Source organism: Anaeromicrobium sediminis (assembly GCF_002270055.1).
GTDB lineage: Bacteria > Bacillota > Clostridia > Peptostreptococcales > Thermotaleaceae > Anaeromicrobium > Anaeromicrobium sediminis.
In genome coordinates, this window is record NZ_NIBG01000011.1 from 56,787 (window position 1) to 79,782 (window position 22,996).

Sequence of the window (22,996 nt, forward strand, 5' to 3'; positions counted from 1 at the left end):
ACTTAAATAAGTGTTATTTTAATTTGAATAGAAAGAGTTTCAATGATTGTTGGATAAGATATTTTGATTGAAGTTAATGTCGCTAAATTTGGTTTAGATGAGATTGAATGCAAAGCCTATATAACTAAAAAAATCATCATAAATTTCTATGGCTACCTAGACTTATTATAATTACATTTGATAACATAAATATCAATAATAATCAAATCAAGAAAGAAATGACTTTTGATGAAATAGAAAAGATTTTAGGAGAATCTAGTTATAGAGGCTTTGATGACGTAATGGATGATGTATACTACACTTGTTTTGAAGTAGACGAATATGAAATTACTTTTAGGTCAAAATATCAATCGGGAGTTTCTTGGGAAACAGATATAAGAAAAAAGCAAAATAATTGATGGAGAAGACTATCTCAAATAAAAAATAAAATAACTATTGATTAGACACAAAATGTATATGTCTAAACATAGTATAGGAGGAGTGATTCCATGAAAAAAATTACTAAACTAGCTCTAACAGTAGTAGCTTTCAAAGCACCTAATGGAACTTATCATGCTGATGGTTATAATCTGTACAAAGGAGACAAGCTTATTGTAGACCTAAGATAAGAAAGAAGAAGCAATTCAAAAACTAAATGTATTATTCAAATAAAAGACACCTCTGAATGAGATATCAGAGGTGTTTTATCTATTTGCAGTAAAATTGCAGTAATTACTGTTTTAATTATGACAGTATATTACTAACTAATAGCTCAAACCCTTGCGTTTAAGGGCATTACAGAGATTAGTTATTAAAAGTTGTGGACGTTTTTGTTTACACGTTAAATCTAAAGATTATTACATCCCCGTCTTTAACTACATAATCCTTACCTTCAAGTCTAACTAATCCCTTTTCCTTAGCAGCTGCCATAGAACCTGTTTCGACTAAATCGTTAAAGGCGATAGTCTCTGCACGGATAAATCCTCTTTCCATATCAGTGTGGATCTTTCCTGCTGCTTGAGGTGCCTTAGTACCTATCTTAATAGTCCAAGCACGAACTTCTTGAGGCCCAGCTGTTAAGAAACTCATAAGTCCTAATAATCTGTATCCGGCTTGTATAAGTCTATCAAGTCCTGATTCTGATAATCCTAGTTCTTCTAAGAACTCAGCCTTTTCATCATCTTCAAGTTGAGAAATCTCTTCTTCTATCTTAGCACATACTATAACTACTTCTGCATCTTCAGTTTTAGCATGTTCCTTAACTTCTTTAACCATGTCGTTTTCTTCACCTGAGATTAAATCATCTTCAGATACGTTAGATACATAAATAATAGGTTTATATGATAGAAGGTTAAATCCTTTAACCATTTCCTTTTCATCATCTGTTAAATCAAGTACACGAGCTGATTGTCCATTTTCTAATACTTCTTTAATTCTTTCTAATAATTCAACTTCAGCCTTTAATGACTTATCTGACTTTAAAAGTTTTTTAGCTTTCATAAGTCTTCTATCTATAATCTCAATATCTGAGAATATTAATTCAAGATTGATAGTCTCAATATCTCTAAGTGGTCCTACAGAACCATCTACGTGGACTACGTTAGGATCTTCAAAACATCTTACTACATGTACTATAGCTTCTACTTCTCTAATGTGAGACAAGAATTTGTTTCCAAGACCTTCCCCTTTAGATGCTCCCTTTACAAGTCCAGCAATATCATAAAATTCAATTGCAGTAGGAACTAATTTTTTAGAATCATATATTTCTCTAAGTACGTCTAGTCTTTCATCTGGTACTGAAACAACTCCCACATTAGGATCTATTGTACAGAATGGGTAATTTGCAGATTCTGCTCCTGCCTTAGTTACTGCGTTAAATAATGTACTTTTACCTACGTTTGGTAAACCAACTATACCTAATTTCATTCTATTTATCTTCCTTTCAAAATCGTTCTACGACATATTCATACAAATTAGATTATAACCCATATAAAAGCCTAGTTCAACAACTATAAAATCATATTAAGACAATAGTTTAAATATAAATAAAGTAGGGGGTGTAATATGTTTAAATATATTTTGGCCTTTATCCTTGGAATAGTTATAGTAGGAGTTATGGAATCCTTTGGTATTGTTGAAAGATATTTTATTATTTTTTTTACTATAAATATGTTTTTATTAATAAAAAATATGGGGAAAATTAAAATAAAAAATGCTATATATTTGATAGTGTGTATTATTTGTGGCTTTATTATTACCAGCTATTGTTCCTTTTACTTAGAATATGATGGTAGAGGAGAAACTATAAGAGGAACTTTTAAATATAAGGAAGAAACAGCCGTATTAGTAATTTTTGAAGGTGAGCCTAAAAAATATAATTTGCCTATACTTTTAAAAAATATAAAAGGAAATAAAAGATTTAAACCTATACTTACCACACCTATTAAACTATATAAGACAAAGAGAATATACGAACACATGGGAAATAGTAATTATGAACAGATTTGTAATAATATATATTTAAAATTAGTAAATAAATTAGGGGAAGGATATGATGTGTTTTTAGGCTATTCTAAAAGCATTCCCTATTACGAAGATATAATTAATAAGAAAATATTTAAAAATAACTATAAGAGAATAATCGTAGTTCCCATAGCACTAACTGAGTCAAAGGTCTATTATAATACAATTAATCATATATCTATGAAAAAGGCCTATTATAAGGAGTGTCAGTTTAAGTTTGCTAAACCTCTTTATTCAAGTAAAAATGTAGTTTCAAGTATTATTAGAAGTATTAATAATAGACAAGAGGGATTAGACAAGAATAAAATAGGAATAATTTTAATAGGAGAAGCGTCTAAAAACTTGGAAAATAAATTTGTAGAACATAGAAGTATAAAAGAAGAAGAAGCCTTTGTGGAGAAAATAAAAAAAGGACTAGTAGATTTAGGTTATGATGAACGAAAGATTTTATATGATTTCGACTATCCTAATGAAGAACATATGGAAAAATTATTAATCCAACTTCAACAATATGGAATAGAAAAAATATTTATTGTAAATACTGGAGATATTGTAGATACTATTACTAATCAATATATAGTTCATAAAATTGTAGAGGATGCTAAGAATATGGAAGATATTGAAGTTCTATATATTAAAGGTTGGGGTGAAGATGATTTATTAGTAGAAGCCATAGAATTTAAAATAAGGTCAATTAATGTTGAAAAATGGAATTAAATTATGAATATATATGGATATACTGGTAAATTTTAAATATAATACTATATAGTAGGACTTATTAAGGAGGGGTATATTTGCCAAATTTATACAAAAGCACTATAGATAAAAATGTAAATTTACATATTATTAAAACTAGGAAATTTAAAACTAATCTCATCAATGTTTTTCTAAAAAGACCTTTAAGACAAGAAGAAGTGAGTAAAAATGCTTTGCTTACCATGGTACTAGGTAGAGGTAGTAAAAATTATCCTAATACAAAGGTATTATCAGAAGAACTTGAAAATTTGTATGGGGCAGCCTTTATATGGGATACGGCTAAAAAAGGTGAAAAAAATATTATTAGAATTGCTTTTCAAATGGTGAATGATATGTATGTTAAGGATGATGATGTACTTAAAAAGGGTCTTAACATATTAAATGATTTTATTAATAATCCTCTAGTAGAAAATGATAAATTTAATGAGGAGTATGTAGAACAAGAAAAGAAAAATTTAATAGAGCGTATTGAAGCACAGAAAAATGATAAGATGAGATATGCTTATGATAGATGTATAGAAGAAATGTGTAAGGGAGAACCCTTTGCACTTAGTGAGTATGGGAATATTGAGGATGTATCTAATATTACATCCGAGGAACTTTATAGTCACTATAAGGATATAATTAAATCTTCTGAAATAGACATATGTGTAGTAGGAGATGTTAAAAGAGACGAAATTAAAAAAACTATAGAAGAAAATCTAAAGTTTAATATAGATAACGTAGTTCCTGTAAAGAGAGAAAAAATAAGTGGTGCAAAGGAAAATGTAGAAATAGTAACAGAGGAAATGGATATAAACCAAGGTAAATTAACCCTAGGTTATAAAACTAATGTGGCCTATGAGGATAAGTTATATAATCCATTAGTAGTTTATTCATCCATATTAGGTGGTGGAGTAAATTCTAAGTTGTTTAAAAATGTACGTGAAAGAGAAAGTCTATGCTATTATGTTTTTTCTAGAATAGAAAAGTTTAAATCCTTAATGTTTATAGCATCGGGTATTGAATTTGACAAATATGAAAAGGCCCTTGAAGTAATTGAAGAGCAAATAGATAGTATGAAAAATGGAGATTTTAATGAGGAAGATATTATAAGTGCTAAGAATTCCATTATTACTTCTGTCAGGTCTATGACGGATAGTGCGGGAATGCTTTCTGACTTTTATTATACTCAGTCTATAAGTAAGACTGATGATTCTATTGAAGAGATTATTGAAAAAATAAGAAGAGTAACTAAGGAAGAAATAATTGAGGTGGCAAATAAGATTAAGCTAGATACTATATACTTCCTTAAAAACAAAGGGGAGGTTAAATAATGGAGAATAAAATCATACAAAGTTCCATATTAAAAGAGAGTATGTCTTATAAAAAGTTAGACTGTGGATTAGAAGTTTATTATATGCCAAAGACGGGATATAGTAAGCAATATGCCATCTTTGCTACTAAATACGGTTCTAACGATAGTAAATTTATAATTCCAGGGGAAAGTGAAGAGACCCATGTACCCGATGGTATAGCTCATTTTCTTGAGCACAAACTCTTTGAGGAAAAGGAAGGAAGTATATTTGATAAGTTTTCAGAACTAGGTTCAAGTGTTAACGCATATACAAACTTTACCTCAACTTGTTATTTATTTTCATGCACAGATAGATTCTATGAAAACTTAGAACTTCTTATGAATTTTGTTCAAAATCCATATTTTACTGATGAAAATGTGGAAAAGGAGAAGGGAATCATATCTCAAGAGATACGTATGTATGATGACAATTCTGGTTGGAAAGTATTTTTTAATGCCCTACGTGCCATGTATCATAATCATCCAGTAAAAATAGACATAGCTGGAACTGTGGAGAGTATTACTAAAATAACTAAAGAAGATTTATATAAGTGTTATAATACTTTTTATAATTTAAACAATATGGTTGTTTTTGTAGTAGGTGATCTTGAGGAAGAGAAGGTATTTAAAACTATAGAAGACAATTTGAAGGAAGAACATACTTTAGGAGAAATAAAGAGGATTTATCCTAATGAACCAAATAGTGTTGTTAAAAAGATTGTAGAGGAAAAATTAGATGTATCTATTCCATTATTTAATGTATGTTTTAAAGATTCGCGTGTGGGCACAGATGGAAAAGAACTTCTTAAAAAAGAAATAAGTACAAAGATTTTATTAGATATGCTATTTGGAAAAAGTTCTGAACTATATTCTAAATTATATGAAGAGGGACTTATTAATGATTCTTTTGAGGCTGATTATACAGGAGACATTGATTATGGCCATTCTATGGTAGGTGGAGAATCAAAGGATCCTAAATTAGTTAAGGATAAAATTATGGAGCATGTGGAAAAAATAAAAAAAGAAGGCCTTTGTGAGAAAAGTTTTGAAAGGGTTAAGAAAAAGTTATTAGGAAAGCATCTAAGCTCATATAATTCTGTAGATAATATAGCAACCACATTTATTGCTTATAAGTTTAAGAATATGAATATATTCGATTATGTGGAAGTATTAGACGGAATTGACTTTAATCATGTTAATGAAAGATTTAAAGATCATATAAAAGAAGAGACTAGTGCTTTATCTATAGTTAGTCCAAAGTAAATTTGTAAATAGATTTACAATTGATTATAATTAAGTAGATGGTTGTCAGAAATTCTGACAACCAAATTTTAATGTAAGGGGTGACACTTATGGATCCAGTAGCTTTTTATGCATTTGGGATAGGTATTAGGTGGTATGGTATTTTAATAGCCTCAGGAATACTTTTAGGAACACTAGTAGCAATTAAGCGTGCTAAAAGGGTTGGTATTAATGAAGAGAATATATTAGATATGTTGCTATTTGCAGTTCCTGCCGCAATAGTAGGGGCAAGAGTCTATTATGTAATATTTAATTGGGAATATTACGCAGGAGATTTTTATAAGATAATAAATGTAAGACAAGGTGGTCTCGCCATACACGGAGGTGTAATAGGAGGAGCATTAGTAGCTTATATATTTTGTAAAAGTAAAAATATATCCTTTCCTAAAATGGCGGATATATGTGCACCAAGTTTGATTTTAGGACAAGCCATAGGAAGATGGGGAAATTTTGTCAACCAAGAAGCATATGGTGGACCCACAGACTTACCTTGGGGAATAGTAGTAGATGGAGTAAAAGTTCATCCTACATTCTTATACGAATCCTTATGGAACTTCATGGTATTTGGAGTTTTGCTTTGGTATGACAAAAGGAAAAAATTCGACGGGGAATTATTTCTTTTTTACTTAATGTTATATTCTGTAGCAAGATTCTTTATAGAGGGGTTAAGGACTGATAGCTTAATGTTTGCAGGCATGAGAGTTGCTCAACTAATAAGTGTTGGCGCAATACTTATTTCCTTGTTTTTAGTCTATTTAGGAAGAAAAAAGAAACATAATGATAAGATATAAAAGAAAAATGAAAAAAATGGTAAAAAAATTCTCAGATTAAATTGACATTATATGTAATTTGTAATATCATGTTCTTACGCCACTTTTTATCACGAAAAAACCACAAAATTTCTGTTGAAATCAGGGAGGAAATATAATGTCAAAGCGTGATATTGAGAATTTAAGATATAAACTATATAATTTAATTGAAAATAAGTCGAGTTATGACGAAATTTACAAAGCCAGTACAGACTTAGATAAATTGATAGTTTCATATTACAGAAAATAGATTACATAGATTATAAAGTCTTTAAGATTAATTCTTAAAGACTTTTTTACTTTTTTGTTTTCTTACCCCACTTTCCTCCACACTATAGTAGAAAAAGTTGAAAATAAAGGATTTTCATAGGGGGGAGAGAAGTGGAGGAGATTTTCACTATAAAGAAACTAAAGGGGAGACTAAATACCTATATTTCTAATAAAAGACACATAAGTGGAGGAGGAAATATAAAAAAAATAAAAGCTGAATGTAAGATTTTGCAATGCATAGACAGGGAATTGTAGTATTTCTTTTCTATGTATTTTTTATGTGAAAAATATTTATATTTAATAGAAGGAATTTGCTTTTTATGATAGAATTAATTATAAAGTGGTAAAAAGTGGTGCACAGTGGAGGAGTTTCCCAAAAGAGGGGTGGAAATGTGTTTATAGGTGAACATTTTCATACAATTGACTCAAAGGGCAGAATTATAGTTCCTTCTAAGTTCAGAGATGAACTTGGAGATTCTTTTATAGTTACAAAGGGACTTGATAACTGTTTATTTGTGTACCCCCAAAATGAGTGGAAGCGATTTGAAGAAAAATTAAGAACTCTACCTTTAACAAGTAGAGACGCGAGAGCATTTGTAAGATTATTTTTCTCTGGAGCTACTGAATGTAGTTTGGACAAGCAGGGGAGAATTAACTTACCAGCTAACTTAAGACAGCACGCTAAAATTGACAAAGAAGTTGTAACAATAGGAGTTTCTACAAGAGTGGAAATTTGGAGTAAGGAAGAATGGGACAGATATAATGATAGCGACGAGCTAAGTTACGATGCAATAGCAGAGAAAATGGTAGAACTAGGAATTTAAATAAAAGAATAGACAATGGGAGATAATAATTATAAAAGCAATGAAAGCAGGTGATACTTTTGGAATTCAAGCATGTGTCTGTACTACTAAAGGAAACAGTAGATAATTTGAAAATTAAACCAAATGGTATATATGTGGATGGTACCTTAGGTGGAGGTGGACATTCTTCATATATATGTGAGCAATTATCTAAAGAGGGAACTTTGATTGGCATAGACCAGGATAAAGACGCTTTAAAATCTGCATCTAAGAGATTAGAAGCATATGAAAACAATAAAATTTTTGTACATAGTAATTTTTCTAATATTAAAAATGTGTTAGAGGAACTTGAAATAGATGGAATAGATGGAATGATTCTAGATTTAGGAGTATCTTCATATCAGTTAGATGAGGGAGAAAGAGGATTTTCTTATCAACAGGATGCAGCCCTTGATATGAGAATGAACAGGGATATTGGATTCACTGCATGGAATGTAGTAAATGAATATGATGAATCAGAAATATTTAGAATTATAAAAGAGTATGGTGAAGATAGATGGGCCAAAAGAATTGCCAAATTCATAGTGGAAGAGAGACAAGAGAAAAATATAGATACAACCCTAGAACTTGTAGAAGTTATAAAAAAAGCAATTCCAGCTGCAGCTAGAAGAGAAGGGCCACATCCGGCTAAGAGAACTTTCCAAGCCATAAGAATCGAAGTGAATAATGAATTAGGAATTATAGAAAATACCATAAAGGATGCCGTAGAAAAATTAAATAAAGGTGGTAGACTTTCTATCATAACATTCCACTCGTTAGAGGATAGAATAGTTAAAAACACTTTTAAAGAATTAAGTATTGCATGCACTTGTCCGCCTGAATTTCCCATGTGTATGTGTGGAGGTAAAGCTAAGGTAAAAAGAATAACTAAAAAGCCTATATTGCCGTCAAAGGAAGAAATTGATGTAAACCCACGTTCAAGAAGTGCTAAATTAAGAGTAGCGCAAAAACTTTAATGTTCTAAATAATAAAGAGGGTGAATAAGTTGTTAGTAGCAAAACGTAAGTATAGTTATTATGAGGAGAATATTCCTGAAAGGGAAGAAAAGAAACAAATAGAGAATAAAACAAATAGAAAAAATAAAAAAGGTGATAAGTTATTTTTTTATAAAGTACAAACTATAGTCACTCTTTTGATTACGGCAACTTTTTGCGTGGGAATACTAGCAGGTTATGCAGAAATCAGCAAATTAAAGTACGAAGTGAATAATTTAGCTAAGGAATCAAAAAAAGCTCAATCTGAAATAAATAGACTAAAGGTTGAAATTGATAAGGTAAAGAGAAGTGATTTGATAGAAGAAAAAGCCAATACTACTTTAGGGATGCAATACCCGGAGAAAAGGCAAATGGTATTTTTAGAAGTGGATGATTTTGATTTGAAAAGAAATTTGAAGCAAGATACTAAGATTGTAGAAGAAACTAGCTTTATGGATGTTGTTAAAGGGACCATGGGCAAAATGATAACTAGTATAAAAGGCAATTTTAATATTTAGTAGGGGGGAAACTTAAATTGGCAATACCCAGCATTACAAACAAAAAAAGACTAGTCTTATTATTGTTTTTATCTAGCATAGCTTTACTTCTACTAGTATTTCGCCTTGGGTGGATTCAAATTGTAAAAGGTGAAAAGTATAGAGAAATGGCCCAAGTACAACAAACTAGAGATATTCCTATTCCTGCTAAAAGGGGAATAATCTATGATAGAAATGGAAAAGAATTAGCTATAAGTGCAAGCACTTATACTGTGTGGGCAAGGCCAACTGAAGTAACTAAATCGGGTAAAGCTGATGATACTGTAGCTAAGTTGGCTGAAATCCTTGGTGAAAATGAAGAAGACATAAGGAAAAAAGTCACTAGAAAGAATACAAGTTTAGTAAAAGTTAAAAAATGGATAGAAAAAGAAACGGCAGATAGTATAAGAAAAGAAGGGCTAAAGGGTATATCCATAGCAGAAGACAATAGAAGATATTATCCCTTTGGAAATTTTGCATCCCATGTGATAGGTCATACTACAGATGACAATATGGGCCTATCGGGAGTGGAACTTAAATATGATAAATATTTAAGTGGTCTACCTGGTCGTTGGATAAAAAATACGGATGCAGCAGGAAGACAACTTTATTATGGGACGGATAAGTATTATGAAGCTGAAAATGGATTGAATGTGGTGTTAACCATAGATGAAATAATTCAGCATTTTACTGAAAAGGCCCTTAGTAACACATTGGCTGCTACCAAGGCTAAAAGAGTATTTGGTATAGTTATGGATCCTAAAACAGGAGATGTATTGGCCATGTCAGTTAAACCGGATTATGACCCTAATGATGCAAGAACTCCATTAGACGAAAATCTTAAAAGGGAGTATGATGTGGCTGATAATAAGGAAAAGTCAAAAATTTGGAATAAGATGTGGAGAAATCCAATAATTAGTGATACGTACGAACCTGGATCCACCTTCAAACTCATAACTTCAGCAGCTGGACTAGAGGAGGGAGTAGTGGCACCTGATTCATCTTTTCACTCTCCAGGATATATTGTTGTAGCTGGACAAAGACTAAAATGTTGGAGATATTATAGACCTCATGGACATCAATCCTTTACAGAAGGAGTACAAAATTCTTGCAACCCCGTCTTTGTAGAGGTAGGTCAAAGGCTAGGAATAGAAAAATACTACGAGTACTTAGATGCTTTTGGATTTACTAATACTACAGGTATTGATTTGCCAGGGGAAGGAAGAGCGATAATACAAAATAAAAATATAATAGGACCGGTTGAACTTGCAACCATGTCATACGGCCAAGGGATATCAGTAACTCCACTTCAATTAATAAGTGCCATTTCAGCTGTTGGAAATGATGGTAAACTCATGAAACCTAGAATAGTAAAAGAATTAGTTGATGATGAGGGAAATGTCATACATAGATATGAACCTAATATGGTTAGACAAGTAATATCTGAAAAAACAGCTAAGGAACTAAGCACCATAATGGAGAGTGTTGTTTCTGATGGATCTGGTAAGAAGGCCTATATACCAGGTTATAGAGTAGGTGGAAAGACTGGAACGGCAGATAAAGTAATTGATGGAAGGTATGCAAAGGGAAAAACTTATTCATCCTTTATATCGTTAGCTCCTGCCAATGATCCAAAGTTAGCTGTTTTAGTAGTAGTAGATGAACCCCAAGGGGTTAGATTTGGTAGTTTAACTGCAGCACCAGCTGTAGGGGAAATATTAAAGGATTCCCTTAGATATCTTGAAGTAGAGCCTCAATTTAATGAGGAAGAAGTTAAAGAATACGAAAAGGCAGAAGTGTCCGTACCAGAAATAAGAAACCTTCCATTAAAGGAAGCTGCTCAAATTTTAAGTAAAAACAATCTAAGATATGAAACAGAACCTATGAATGTAGAAAATTCTGATATTACAATCATAGATCAGTTTCCAAAGCCTGGAGCTAAGGTGTTGGAGAATTCAGTTATAATATTATATTTAAAGAAGGAATAACTTAAATCTTAGGCAAATACTAGATTTGTTAACAATCTAAATCTAAAATATAGATAAATTGTGTTATAATTAGAATAAATGAAAAATAATCAAGGCAACTTAAGTCGAAGTTATATCACTTTGGATTAAGTTGCCTTTTCGTGAGTTTTGTTTATAATTATAGTTTGAGGTCTATAATACTAAGATTAAATGCCTTTAAGGCCATAAAAAAGAATTTCCATGAGGGGTGTAGTTTATGAAATTAAAAGATATAATTAATGAAATAGATGTAATAGATACAAGTGGAGACTTAAATGTGGAAATAAACAATATTTGTTATGACTCTAGAAATATAAAAGAAGGAGATTTGTTTGTGTGTGTCAAAGGCTTTAAGGTAGATGGACACAAATACATAGATTCGGTTATAAAAAAAGGGGCTAAAGCCCTTGTTGTAGAAGACGAAGTGAATTTAGAAGGGGTAACCTTAGTTAAAGTTTCTAATTCAAGAAAGGCTATGGCAAGAATTGGAGCTAACTTTTATGGGAACCCAACTAACCAAATGGAAGTCATAGGTATTACAGGAACTAATGGTAAAACTACTATTACCTATTTGATTAATAGTATTTTAGATAATAAAAATGTAAAATCTGGAATTATAGGAACTATATGTCATAAGATATTAAATAGGGAGTATAAAGCCAATAACACTACACCAGAAGCATTTGAATTACAAAAAATGTTTAAAGAAATGAAAAATGCGGATGTGGATGTGGCTATTATGGAGGTTTCATCCCATTCAATAGAGTTAAATAGAGTTGACAGTATTAATTTTTCTATAGGTATATTTACCAATTTAACGAAGGATCATTTAGATTATCACGAAGATATGAATAATTATTATGAAGCTAAGAAAAAATTGTTTTTCATGACTAACAAAGCAAATATAATAAATGTGGATGACCCTTATGGAAAAAAATTAGTAGAAGAATTAGAATCTACTCATATTGAAACTATTACATATGGAATAGATAATGAATGTGATATAAAAGCTGAAAATATGAGTATAACCCCAAAGGGTGCTAGTTTCACATTAGTTACCCCTAAATTCAGTGGAGAGATTAAATTAAATACACCTGGTAAATTTTCCATATATAATGGATTAGCAGCAGCTAGTGCAGCTTATATTTTAGGATATTCCTTTAAGGATATTAAAGAGGGTCTAGAGAATAATAAAGGGGTTTCAGGTAGATTTGAGAAAGTAGAAAATTCTAAAGGATACAATGTGATTGTAGATTACTCCCATACACCAGATTCTTTAGAGAATGCCTTGATGACAGCTAAAGAGTTTAGCAAAGGAAAGATAATAACTGTATTTGGTTGTGGTGGTGATAGAGATAGGACGAAAAGACCTATGATGGGGAACATAGCAGGAAAATTATCTGATTACGTGGTTATAACAAGTGATAATCCAAGAAGTGAAGAACCAAATAGTATTTTAGATCATATAGAAAAAGGAATTATTGAGACTAATTGTGAATATAAAAAAATAGTAGACAGAAAAGAAGGAATAAGGGAGGCTATTAAAATGGCAAAGAAGGATGACGTAGTTTTAATAGCTGGAAAAGGTCATGAGACTTATCAAATATTAGGGGATAAGACTATAGATTTTGATGACAGATTAGTGGCTAAGGCCATTATTGAGGGGGAAATGTAGATGGAAATTAGTATAGGTGAAATAGTTAAATGTACTAATGGTCAATTAATTAAAGGCAATACAGAGGAAGAAATCAGAAGAATATCTACTGACTCTAGAGATATAAAAGAGAATGACATGTTCATAGCCTTAATTGGTGAAAATTTTGATGGACATAAATTTTTAAAACCAGCAGTTAATAAAGGGGCAAAAACCTTATTAGTAAGTGAGTATGAAAATCACATAGAAGGAGTAACTATAATTAAAGTAGAAGATACACTTAAGGCCATGCAACAAATTGCCAAGTATTACATTTCGAAATTTGATATTTTAAAGGTGGCTGTAACAGGTAGTACAGGCAAGACTACTACTAAAGATATGATATACAATGTTCTTAGTAAAAAGTATAAAGTATTAAAGAATAAGGGAAACTTCAATAATCATATAGGACTTCCTAAAACTGTATTTGAATTAGACAGTACCTATGAAGCTTGCATACTTGAAATGGGTATGAGTGGATTTGATGAAATAGATTTATTAGCAAATATAGTAAGGCCCCATATAGGCGTTATAACTAATGTGGGTTTGTCACACATAGAAAGATTAGGATCACAAGAAAACATATGTAGGGCCAAAATGGAAATTAAGAATTATTTTAATGAAAATAATACCTTAATATTAAATGGTGATGATAAATTCCTATGTGAGGAAAAAGGAGAAAAATATAATGTTGTAAAAGTTGGGTTAAACCCAAAATCCCAGCTTAAAGGAGAAATAAAAAAGGACTTACACAAGGATGGAATCATATTTAATGTGACATATGAGGATAAAGACTATGAATTCAGATTAAATGTGGCTGGAATACATAATGTATACAATGCCCTTAATGGAATAATGGTAGGAATTATAGGAAATGTGCCTATGGACAAAATAAAAGAAGCCATTTCTGAATTTGAAAGTGGAAAGATGAGATTAAATATAAAAGAAAATGGTGAAATTCTAATTATAGATGACACATATAACGCAAGTCCAGATTCGATGGAAGCTGGAATTAATGTACTTAAAAATATTGGAAAGAATAGAAAAATTGCCATACTAGGAGATATGCTAGAGATGGGAGAATATGCTAAGAACGCCCACTATAATATAGGGCATAGGGTAAGCGAAGAGAACATAGATATATTAATAGCCGTTGGAAATGACGCACTCCATTATAAAACTGGAGCTATGGGAAATGGAATGGATAGCAACAGAACTTTCTTCTTTAAAACTAATCAGGAAGTAATAAAGTTTTTAAAAGACTTTGTGAAGGAAGATGACACTTTCCTAATTAAAGGTTCTAGGGGAATGAAGATGGAAGAACTAGTAAAATACCTGCAAGAGAGGAGATAAATAGATGAGTTATTTACAAATGATTATAGTTACAGGAGCATCCTTTTTTATTACTTTAATATTAGGACCAATTGTTATACCAATTCTCCAAAGACTTAAAGTCGGACAAAGCATAAGAGATGAGGGGCCAAAGTCCCATATGAGTAAATCCGGGACTCCTACCATGGGTGGAATAATGATGGTTTTGGCAGTTCTAATTACTACATTAACAGCAGGATTGTCTGGAGAGCAAATGAAGGATTTATATGTGATGCTATTTGCTACTATATCATTTGGACTAATAGGGTTCATAGATGATTTTATAAAAGTTGTACTAAAGAGAAATTTAGGATTAAGAGCATATCAAAAGTTAATCGGGCAAGTGTTAATTGCTCTTATATTAGCTATTTATTTTTTGAAAACTTCAAGTTATAAGGCAAATATATATATACCTTTTATTGATACTAGTATAGATTTTGGCATATTATATATTCCCTTTATAGTTTTATTTGTTGTAGGAACAACTAACAGTGTTAATTTAACAGATGGATTAGATGGGTTAGCTTCTGGTGTGACTTTAATAATAGCAGCTTTCTTTAGTCTAGTAGCCGTTAAGATGGGAATGCCTAGTGTAGCCATATTTTGTGGTGCGTTAACAGGTGCATGTTTAGGTTTTTTAAGATTCAATGCATATCCTGCAAAGGTATTTATGGGAGATACGGGTTCAATGGCCTTAGGTGGTGCTATTGCAGCAGTTAGTATACTTACTAACTTGACTATGATAATTCCAATTGTAGGCGGAATATATTTTATAGAGGCCTTATCTGTTATTATACAAGTAGTTTCGTTTAAGCTTACAGGTAAAAGAGTATTTAAAATGAGTCCACTTCATCATCACTTTGAATTATGTGGATGGAGAGAAACTAAGGTAGTGATTGTATTTTGGTTAACTACTTTTGTTTTATGTATGATCGGACTATTTGGAATTAGAATATAATTAGCTAGAAAGCAGGTGTTTTTTAATGGATTTAAAAGGTAAAAAAGTACTGATTGTAGGTATGGGCAAATCAGGCATAGCCACAGTGAATACATTATCAGAACAAGGGGCTATAGTTTATACTTATGATAAAAAAACTAAAGAGGAATTAAAGGACATATTATTAAAAATTAATGAAAATAAGATAGCAGAAATGTATAGTGAATTTCCAAATAGTGAAGAATTTGATTTGATAGTATTAAGTCCTGGAGTTCCTACTGACTTAGAATTTATAAAAGAAGCTAAATCAGGGAATGTGGAAGTTATTGGGGAATTAGAGCTTGCTTATCGATTATGCAATGGAACTTTTATTGCCATAACAGGAACTAATGGAAAAACTACTACTACAGCTTTGACAGGAGAAATATTTAAAAATGCTAAAAAGGATACTTATGTGGTAGGAAACATAGGGGTGGCGGCCATATCAAAGGCACCTTTAGCTAAAAATACTTCCATAATGGTTACAGAAGTAAGTAGTTTCCAACTAGAGAGCATCAAAGAGTTTAAGCCTCATATAGGAGCCATATTAAACATTACACCAGATCATTTAAACAGACATAAGACTATGGAAAATTACATAAAGGCTAAGGCTGATATATTTAGAAATCAAAATGAAAATGACTTTATTATATTAAATAAGGATAATGAAGAAACTTATAAGTTATCAAATAAATGTAAGTCAAAGGTCATATTCTTTAGTAGAAAGGAAATCTTACAAGAAGGTGCATATGTAAAAGATAAAACTATTATTGTAAAGAAGGATAATAGGTCATACGAAATCTGTCATACTTCTGATTTACAAATTCCAGGAACGCATAATCTGGAAAATGCCCTTGCAGCTACGGCTATATGCTTTTGGGCTGGAATAGATGTGGCGTCTATTAGAAAAACCTTAAAGGAATTCATGGGAGTAGAACATAGAACAGAATTTGTTAGTGAGATAAATGGAGTTAGATATATTAATGACTCAAAGGGAACCAATCCTGATGCATCCATAAAAGCCATAGAAGCTATGAAAAATCCTATATTACTAATAGCAGGTGGAATGGATAAGGGAAGTGATTTTACTGAGTTTATAAGTTCTTTTAATGGTAAAGTAAAAAATATGATTTTACTAGGAGAAACGGCTAAAAAAATAGAGGAAACAGCTAAAGAAAATGAATTTTACAATATAACTATCGTAAAGGACATGAATGAAGCTGTTAAAGCTGCAAGTGCTATGGCAGTAAGTGGTGATTGTGTATTATTATCACCTGCTTGTGCAAGTTGGGATATGTATAAGAGTTACGAAGTGAGGGGAAAAGATTTTAAAGAGTGTGTTCTAAACTTAAGGGGGTAAAAGGTATGGCTAAAAGGAAATCAAGCGACTTTACTTTACTATTGCTAGTGCTAATATTAGTAGTAATAGGAGTTATTATGGTTTTTAGTTCTAGCCATTACTATGCACTTACCAAACTAAATGATTCCTATTATTTTCTAAAAAGGGAACTTTTATGGGCTACTATAGGTATGATAGGTATGATATTTACTATGAATTTTGATTATTTTAAATACAGAAAGTTAGCACCATATGCCTTTGGTTTGAGTATAGTACTTTTATTGTTAGTATTGACACCGCTAGGAAAGGAATTCAATGGAGCCAGGCGGTGGATTGGCGTAGGTAGCTTTACTATAATGCCAGGGGAGATAAGTAAAATTTGTGCTATACTATTTGTGGCATCTAGCTTATCTTCTGTGGGAGATAAAATAAAGAAGTTCTTATCTGGAGTGTGCCCTTATATACTTATAATAGGAATATATATGGGACTTATATTACTACAACCTAATATGAGTACGGCTGTAACAATAGGTGCAGTAATTGCTTGTATGATGTTCATTGCAGGCATGAGGTGGTTTCACGTTATAGTAATGGGCATGGGGGGCTTTTTTGCTCTTGCAGCAATGGTTGTGGCAGCTCCCTATAGAATGAAGAGATTAACTGGATTTTTAGATCCCTTTAAAGATCCAATGGGAACAGGATATCAAGTTATACAATCCCTATATGCATTAGGTTCAGGTGGGTTATTTGGAGTGGGATTAGGAAGAAGTATGCAAAAATACTTATATATCCCAGAGCCTCAAAATGATTTTATTTTTGCCATAATAGGGGAAGAACTAGGATTTGTTGGGTGTATGGTAATTATTATACTATATGTACTCTTAATTTGGAGAGGAGTTAGAATTGCCGTAAATGCACCAGATACCTTCGGATGTCTATTAGCATCAGGGATTACATCAATGGTTGCAGTACAGACTATAATAAACATTGCTGTTGCCACATCATCCATGCCAGTTACGGGTATGGCCCTTCCTTTCATAAGTTGGGGAGGAAATTCTCTTGCTATATTTATGGCATCAATTGGAATATTGCTAAATGTTTCAAGGTATTCTAATTTAGATAGGAGTTGACGTAATGAAAGTACTAATTACAGGTGGGGGTACTGGAGGTCATATATATCCAGCTATTGCCATTGCAAATAAAATAAAAGATGAAATCAAAACAGCTCAAATATTATTTGTAGGTACAGAAAAGGGATTAGAAAGTGAATTGGTCCCTAAGGAAGGCTACAATCTAGAGACAATAAAGGTAAGTGGATTTAAAAGAAAAATTTCCTTGGATACGGCAAAATCACTAGTAGACTTGGCCTGTGGTCTAAAGGATTCCATAAAGGTAATATTGAAGTTTAAACCAGATATTGTTATTGGAACTGGTGGATATGTATGTGGCCCTGTGGTATTTATAGCTTCAATGCTCAATATAAAAACAGTTATTCATGAGCAAAATGTCATACCAGGAGTAACTAATAAGATATTGGGTAAGTTTGTTAATAGAGTTTTAGTAAGCTTTCATGAGTCTAAGAAATACTTTGATAATGATAAAAAAGTCTATGTTACAGGAAATCCAATTAGAAAAGAATTTATAAAAATAAGTCAGGAAAGTTCTAAAGAACAAATAGGAGCAAAAGAGGACGAATTTGTAGTTTTATCCTTTGGGGGAAGTCGAGGAGCTGAAAAAATAAATAAAATTATGGCCAAAGTCATAGAAAAAACCTATGATAATAAAAAAATAAAAATAATCCATGTAACAGGAAGTAGACACCATAAAGAAGTAATGGATTTCTTTAAAGAAAAGGGTATAGGAAACAATATTAAGGATTCTGTAAAAGAATATATATATGATATGGCAAAATATATGGGAGCAGCAGATTTGGCCATATGTCGTGCTGGGGCTATAACTTTAGCTGAGATAACGGCTATGGGAATACCATCTATTTTAATACCATCTCCTTATGTTACTAATAATCATCAAGAACATAATGCTAGGGTACTAGAAGATAAAGGGGCTGCCATATTGGTTAAAGAGGCTGAATTTGATGAAGACATTATACTTGAGAATATATATAAACTATCAAAAGAAAAAGATAAATTAAATACGATGGCTAAAAAGAGTAGGGAGATAGCAAAACCAAATGCTACTGATATAATTTATTCTAATATACTAGAAGTACTAAAATCATAAAGTAGATAAATATTTTCCTATCTATGGGAACACCTTCGAGATTAATGCATAAAATGATTAATATATTAGGTATTGTGCGTATCTTAAGTTGTATATGAAATATTTGTGAAAAACTCGGAGGTGTAGTTTATGAGCCGACTGCTAGTAAAGGGCCAAAATAAATTAAATGGAGAACTGGCAATCAAAGGAGCAAAAAATGCAGTTTTACCTATTTTGGCTGCTACTATTTTGAACAAAGGTGAAAGTATCTTATTTGATGCGCCTCATCTTAGTGATGTTGATGCTATGATTAATATATTACAATCTATAGGTTGTAAAATAGAATTTGAAAATTCCATAATGAAAGTTGATACTAGTAATCTAAGTTCACACGAAATTCCAGAACATTTAGTAAGAGAAATGAGATCGTCCATATTTTTAATGGGGCCAATGTTGGCCAGATGTGGAAAAATAAAGATAAGTTACCCAGGAGGATGCGAAATTGGTCCTAGACCTATAGACCTACATTTAAAAGCTTTGAGACAATTAGGAGTAAAAATTAAAGAGGCTCATGGATTTTTGGAATGTGAAGTGGTAAAATTAGATGGTACAGAAATACATTTAGATTATCCTAGTGTAGGGGCTACAGAAAATACCATGCTATTAGCAGTAATGGCAAATGGTACTACTAAGATCCGAAATGCAGCAAAGGAGCCAGAGATAGTTGAGTTGCAAACTTACCTAAATAAAATGGGTGCAAAAGTATCTGGAGCTGGAACTAGTCAAATCACTATTGAAGGGGTAAAAAAGTTAAATAGAGTTGAGCATAAAATAATGGCAGATAGGATTGTGGCAGGAACCATGTTAGTGGCAGGTGCCATGGCAGGTGGAGATATTATTTTAAAAAATATAGTTATAGATCACATAAAACCTATCATATCTAAGTTAAGAGAATCAGGCTGTATTATAGAAGAAAAAACTGATTCTTTAAGATTGAAAACTCATAAAAGAATAAAGGCTATTGAAATGACTAAAACACTGCCTTATCCTGGTTTCCCAACGGATATGCAGGCTCAATTTATGTCCCTTATGGCTATTGCTAAAGGAACTAGTATAATTACAGAAACTGTATTTGAAAACCGATTTAAACATGTGGATGAACTTATGCGAATGGGAGCTAATATTAAAATAGATGGTAGAGTAGCTGTTATTCAAGGTGTGCCCGAGTTAACAGGAGCTAATGTTACTGCCAAAGATTTAAGAGGGGGAGCAGCTTTAGTTTTAGCAGGACTAGGTGCAGAAGGAATTACTATAGTAAATAATGTTAAGCATATAGATCGAGGTTATGATAGAATTGAAGAAATGTTAAAATGTTTAGGAGCAGAAGTTTATCGATTGAATTAAGAAGCAGCTTAAGCTGCTCTTAAATAATACAAAAAAGTGGACAAACAGTGGGATGGTTATGATGAAAAAAAGTAGTGTGGGATTAAAAGTTAATAAAGAAAAGAAATTGTTCATATTTACTATAATGATATTAATAACCATAATTTCATTTATTTTAGTATTTAAAACAGAGTTATTTAGTGTGAAGTATGTGGAAGTTTTAGGAATAGAAAACTTAACAAAGGAAATTGTGGTAGAAGAGGCTGGAATTAATTTTGGCGGTCATATATTGAAAGAAGATTTAGAGAATATTAAACTAAATGTAGAATATGATCCATATGTTAAAAGTGCCCTAGTAGAAAGAAGAATTCCTAATAAAATAGTTATAAACATAGAGGAAAGAAAAGAAAAAGCTCTAATTAACTTTATGGATACATACTTAATCATTGATGAAGAGGGTGTAGTTCTAAGGTCTAGCTTTAATAGAGAAAATTTGATTTTAATTAAAGGCATAGAGTTTGACAATTTTGTTGAAGGAGAAAAATTATCAGTAAAGGATGAAAAGCAATTTAAATATGCCTTACATATGGTGGATAGCAGTGAGAAGAACGGAATAAATCTAAAGGAAATAAATGTTAGTGACTTAAATGATGTTAAAATAAATATTAATGGGTATTTAATATGTAACTTAGGTTCTGGTGAAGAACTAGACAGAAAGTTAAATACCTTGAGAAAAATTATAAAAGATTTAGAAAAGAAAGATATAGTAAGGGGTATTGTAGATATGAGCCATAACGGCTATCCTACCTATAGACCTATAGAATAGGAGGGATAAAATGAACAAAATCAAAGCAAGAATGTCTATTGGAGTAATTTGTATGATTTTAGGGTTAGTTTTAGCTTTACAGTTTAGATCAGTACAGAATAATTATCTTCAAGGAATTGGCTCAGCCCAAAAGGCTCAAGATTTGGCTGTGGAACTTAAGAAAGTTAGACGGGAAAAGGAAGCTCTAAAAAGTGAAATAAATTCTTTGGAAGGTAAGATAAAAGAAATAGAGGAAGCAGAGGCTAAAGAGGACGTTCTTGTAAGAAATATTAGAAATGAATTAGAGAAGTACAAAATAATTTCTGGATTTAAAAGGGTAAAAGGACCAGGTGTAGTTGTAGTCATAGATGATCCTCCCGTGGATCCACAATTTCCTACAGATGTTAGTATTATAATGTATAATTATGATTTATTGTTGAGTTTAATAAATAAATTAAATGATGCGGGAGCAGAAGCTATATCCATAAATGAGCAAAGGGTTGTATCACAAACAGAGATAAATTTAGCAGGAAGTAATGTTAATATTAACTCTGTACCAACGGCGCCTCCATTTATAGTTAAGGCTATTGGTAATCCTGATACTTTAGCATCTACTTTAAATATTAGATTTGGTATAGTAGAGCAAATGAGAAGTGAAAGGTATAATTTAAGGGTAACAGTGGAGCGAAAGAATGAGATATTAATTCCTAGATATAACGAAGTAATTAAATTTAGATATGCACAGCCTGTAGAAGAAGAGGGACAATAATAGAGGTGAACTCATGAATAATAAAAGTGGTAAGTGGGTTATATTGTTTTTTTGCTTAATACTAGGAATAACCATTTCTTTAGAACTTAAAAATGTAAAGGAAAGGTACTTATATGCACCTTTGAAGGAAATACATGATTATAAAATTGTCCTTGAGAGTGAAAAACAAGAAATAAAGAAAATCAAAGAAGTTATAAGAGAAATGAATAAAAAAATACTTGCCTATGAGAATATTAAAGATGATGATGGTAAATTGAAATATGAAATGCTTGATGAACTAAAAAACCAAAAGGCCATGGCAGGCTTTAGTGAATTAGAGGGACCAGGAATAATATTAACCGTAGATGATAGTAAAAGAGATTTATTTGAAGGAGAAGACCCTAATAATGTAATAGTTCATGACGCAGATGTGTTAAATTTGGTGAATGATTTGAAAGTAGCCGGATCAGAGGCTATATCCATAAATGGACAAAGAATAATTAATACGACAGAACTAATATGTGCAGGCCATAGTATAAGGATAAACAATCAATTTTTTGCTCAACCCTTTGTAATAAAAGCTATAGGAGAGCCTAAAACTTTAGAAGCATCCTTAATAGCACCTGGTACATATGGGGCATTACTTAAGGAATTTGGACTATATATTGAGGTTAATACCTCTTCTCACATTAATATACCTGCTTATGAGGAAGGTCTTAATGTGAAATACATGAAAGTTATAAAAGAAGGTGAGTAAATGTATATTGCTATATTAGGATTAATAATAGGTATTGTATTAGGATTTTATGTACCAATTACCTATCCAACATCTTATTCTCTGTACATGTCAGTAGCAATATTAGCAGCATTGGATTCAGTATTCGGTGGAGTCAGAGCATATGTTCAAGAAAAATTTGAAACATTTATATTCATAACAGGTTTTTTTGGTAATGCAATTTTGGCAGGGTTACTAGCATATATAGGAGATAAACTGGGAGTTCCTCTATACTATGCGGCCATATTCACTTTTGGTGGCAGATTATTCCAAAATTTTGCCATCTTGAGAAGATTAATGATAGAAAAAATTAGAGAAAAATAATATTTTTT

The 22,996-nt window shown here is 31.5% G+C and carries 22 protein-coding genes; 21 read left to right on the forward strand and 1 reads right to left on the reverse strand.

The window, feature by feature from the left end:
• Positions 1-218: 218 nt before the first annotated feature.
• Positions 219-398: a hypothetical protein gene (locus CCE28_RS13035; RefSeq protein ID WP_095134168.1), complete on the forward strand. Its 180-nt coding sequence runs from the start codon at positions 219-221 to the stop codon at positions 396-398.
• Positions 399-813: 415 nt separating this feature from the next.
• Here CCE28_RS13035 and ychF read toward each other — a convergent pair whose 3' ends face one another.
• On the reverse strand, positions 814-1,905 hold the full coding sequence (gene ychF, locus CCE28_RS13040; protein WP_095134169.1) for a redox-regulated ATPase YchF: 1,092 nt from the start codon (positions 1,903-1,905) through the stop codon (positions 814-816).
• Between the two features lie 138 nt (positions 1,906-2,043).
• Here ychF and CCE28_RS13045 point away from each other — a divergent pair, with 138 nt between their 5' ends.
• The 20 genes from CCE28_RS13045 (at position 2,044) to CCE28_RS13140 (ending at position 22,988) form a co-directional block, all read left to right on the forward strand.
• Positions 2,044-3,219 carry a hypothetical protein gene (locus CCE28_RS13045; protein ID WP_095134170.1) on the forward strand — a complete coding sequence of 392 codons (1,176 nt, stop codon included), beginning with the start codon at positions 2,044-2,046 and terminating at the stop codon, positions 3,217-3,219.
• Positions 3,220-3,296: 77 nt separating this feature from the next.
• Positions 3,297-4,574, forward strand: coding sequence for an EF-P 5-aminopentanol modification-associated protein YfmF (gene yfmF, locus CCE28_RS13050; RefSeq protein WP_095134171.1), 1,278 nt, complete (start codon positions 3,297-3,299; stop codon positions 4,572-4,574).
• Positions 4,574-5,857, forward strand: a complete 1,284-nt coding sequence (yfmH, locus tag CCE28_RS13055; protein WP_095134172.1) for an EF-P 5-aminopentanol modification-associated protein YfmH — start codon at positions 4,574-4,576, stop codon at positions 5,855-5,857. Before yfmF ends, yfmH begins: the two co-directional genes overlap by 1 nt.
• An 89-nt stretch (positions 5,858-5,946) precedes the next feature.
• Positions 5,947-6,687, forward strand: a complete 741-nt coding sequence (gene lgt, locus CCE28_RS13060; RefSeq protein ID WP_095134173.1) for a prolipoprotein diacylglyceryl transferase — start codon at positions 5,947-5,949, stop codon at positions 6,685-6,687.
• A 136-nt stretch (positions 6,688-6,823) separates the two neighbouring features.
• The gene (locus tag CCE28_RS13065; protein WP_095134174.1) at positions 6,824-6,955 is read left to right on the forward strand and encodes an aspartyl-phosphate phosphatase Spo0E family protein; all 132 of its coding nucleotides are present in this window, start codon (positions 6,824-6,826) and stop codon (positions 6,953-6,955) included.
• Between the two features lie 412 nt (positions 6,956-7,367).
• Positions 7,368-7,799: a division/cell wall cluster transcriptional repressor MraZ gene (gene mraZ, locus CCE28_RS13070; RefSeq protein ID WP_095134257.1), complete on the forward strand. Its 432-nt coding sequence runs from the start codon at positions 7,368-7,370 to the stop codon at positions 7,797-7,799.
• A 59-nt stretch (positions 7,800-7,858) separates the two neighbouring features.
• Positions 7,859-8,794, forward strand: coding sequence for a 16S rRNA (cytosine(1402)-N(4))-methyltransferase RsmH (gene rsmH / locus CCE28_RS13075; protein ID WP_095134175.1), 936 nt, complete (start codon positions 7,859-7,861; stop codon positions 8,792-8,794).
• A gap of 29 nt (positions 8,795-8,823) precedes the next feature.
• Complete coding sequence (locus CCE28_RS13080) at positions 8,824-9,330, forward strand: septum formation initiator family protein (RefSeq protein ID WP_176461822.1); 507 nt, start codon at positions 8,824-8,826, stop codon at positions 9,328-9,330.
• 17 nt (positions 9,331-9,347) lie between these two features.
• Positions 9,348-11,336, forward strand: a complete 1,989-nt coding sequence (locus CCE28_RS13085) for a stage V sporulation protein D (protein WP_095134177.1) — start codon at positions 9,348-9,350, stop codon at positions 11,334-11,336.
• 235 nt (positions 11,337-11,571) lie between these two features.
• Positions 11,572-13,029: a UDP-N-acetylmuramoyl-L-alanyl-D-glutamate--2,6-diaminopimelate ligase gene (locus tag CCE28_RS13090; protein ID WP_095134178.1), complete on the forward strand. Its 1,458-nt coding sequence runs from the start codon at positions 11,572-11,574 to the stop codon at positions 13,027-13,029.
• Positions 13,030-14,400, forward strand: a complete 1,371-nt coding sequence (locus tag CCE28_RS13095) for a UDP-N-acetylmuramoyl-tripeptide--D-alanyl-D-alanine ligase (RefSeq protein ID WP_095134179.1) — start codon at positions 13,030-13,032, stop codon at positions 14,398-14,400. It begins immediately after the preceding gene.
• Between the two features lie 4 nt (positions 14,401-14,404).
• Positions 14,405-15,376 carry a phospho-N-acetylmuramoyl-pentapeptide-transferase gene (mraY, locus tag CCE28_RS13100; RefSeq protein WP_095134180.1) on the forward strand — a complete coding sequence of 324 codons (972 nt, stop codon included), beginning with the start codon at positions 14,405-14,407 and terminating at the stop codon, positions 15,374-15,376.
• A 25-nt stretch (positions 15,377-15,401) separates the two neighbouring features.
• A complete protein-coding gene (murD, locus tag CCE28_RS13105) occupies positions 15,402-16,754 on the forward strand; it encodes a UDP-N-acetylmuramoyl-L-alanine--D-glutamate ligase (protein ID WP_095134181.1) in 1,353 nt (450 codons plus the stop codon).
• A gap of 5 nt (positions 16,755-16,759) precedes the next feature.
• Entirely contained in the window at positions 16,760-17,863 is a 1,104-nt protein-coding gene (gene spoVE, locus CCE28_RS13110) for a stage V sporulation protein E (protein WP_095134182.1), read from the forward strand.
• A 4-nt stretch (positions 17,864-17,867) separates the two neighbouring features.
• Entirely contained in the window at positions 17,868-18,974 is a 1,107-nt protein-coding gene (murG, locus tag CCE28_RS13115) for an undecaprenyldiphospho-muramoylpentapeptide beta-N-acetylglucosaminyltransferase (RefSeq protein ID WP_095134183.1), read from the forward strand.
• Positions 18,975-19,103: 129 nt separating this feature from the next.
• Positions 19,104-20,357 (forward strand): UDP-N-acetylglucosamine 1-carboxyvinyltransferase, encoded by a 1,254-nt coding sequence (gene murA, locus CCE28_RS13120; protein ID WP_095134184.1) that lies wholly within the window; start codon positions 19,104-19,106, stop codon positions 20,355-20,357.
• A 61-nt stretch (positions 20,358-20,418) separates the two neighbouring features.
• A complete protein-coding gene (locus CCE28_RS13125; RefSeq protein ID WP_176461823.1) occupies positions 20,419-21,162 on the forward strand; it encodes a cell division protein FtsQ/DivIB in 744 nt (247 codons plus the stop codon).
• Between the two features lie 10 nt (positions 21,163-21,172).
• Positions 21,173-21,910, forward strand: a complete 738-nt coding sequence (locus CCE28_RS13130) for a DUF881 domain-containing protein (RefSeq protein ID WP_095134186.1) — start codon at positions 21,173-21,175, stop codon at positions 21,908-21,910.
• Between the two features lie 13 nt (positions 21,911-21,923).
• On the forward strand, positions 21,924-22,646 hold the full coding sequence (locus tag CCE28_RS13135) for a DUF881 domain-containing protein (RefSeq protein WP_095134187.1): 723 nt from the start codon (positions 21,924-21,926) through the stop codon (positions 22,644-22,646).
• Positions 22,647-22,988: a small basic family protein gene (locus tag CCE28_RS13140; RefSeq protein ID WP_095134188.1), complete on the forward strand. Its 342-nt coding sequence runs from the start codon at positions 22,647-22,649 to the stop codon at positions 22,986-22,988. It abuts the gene before it with no gap.
• Positions 22,989-22,996: the final 8 nt, after the last annotated feature.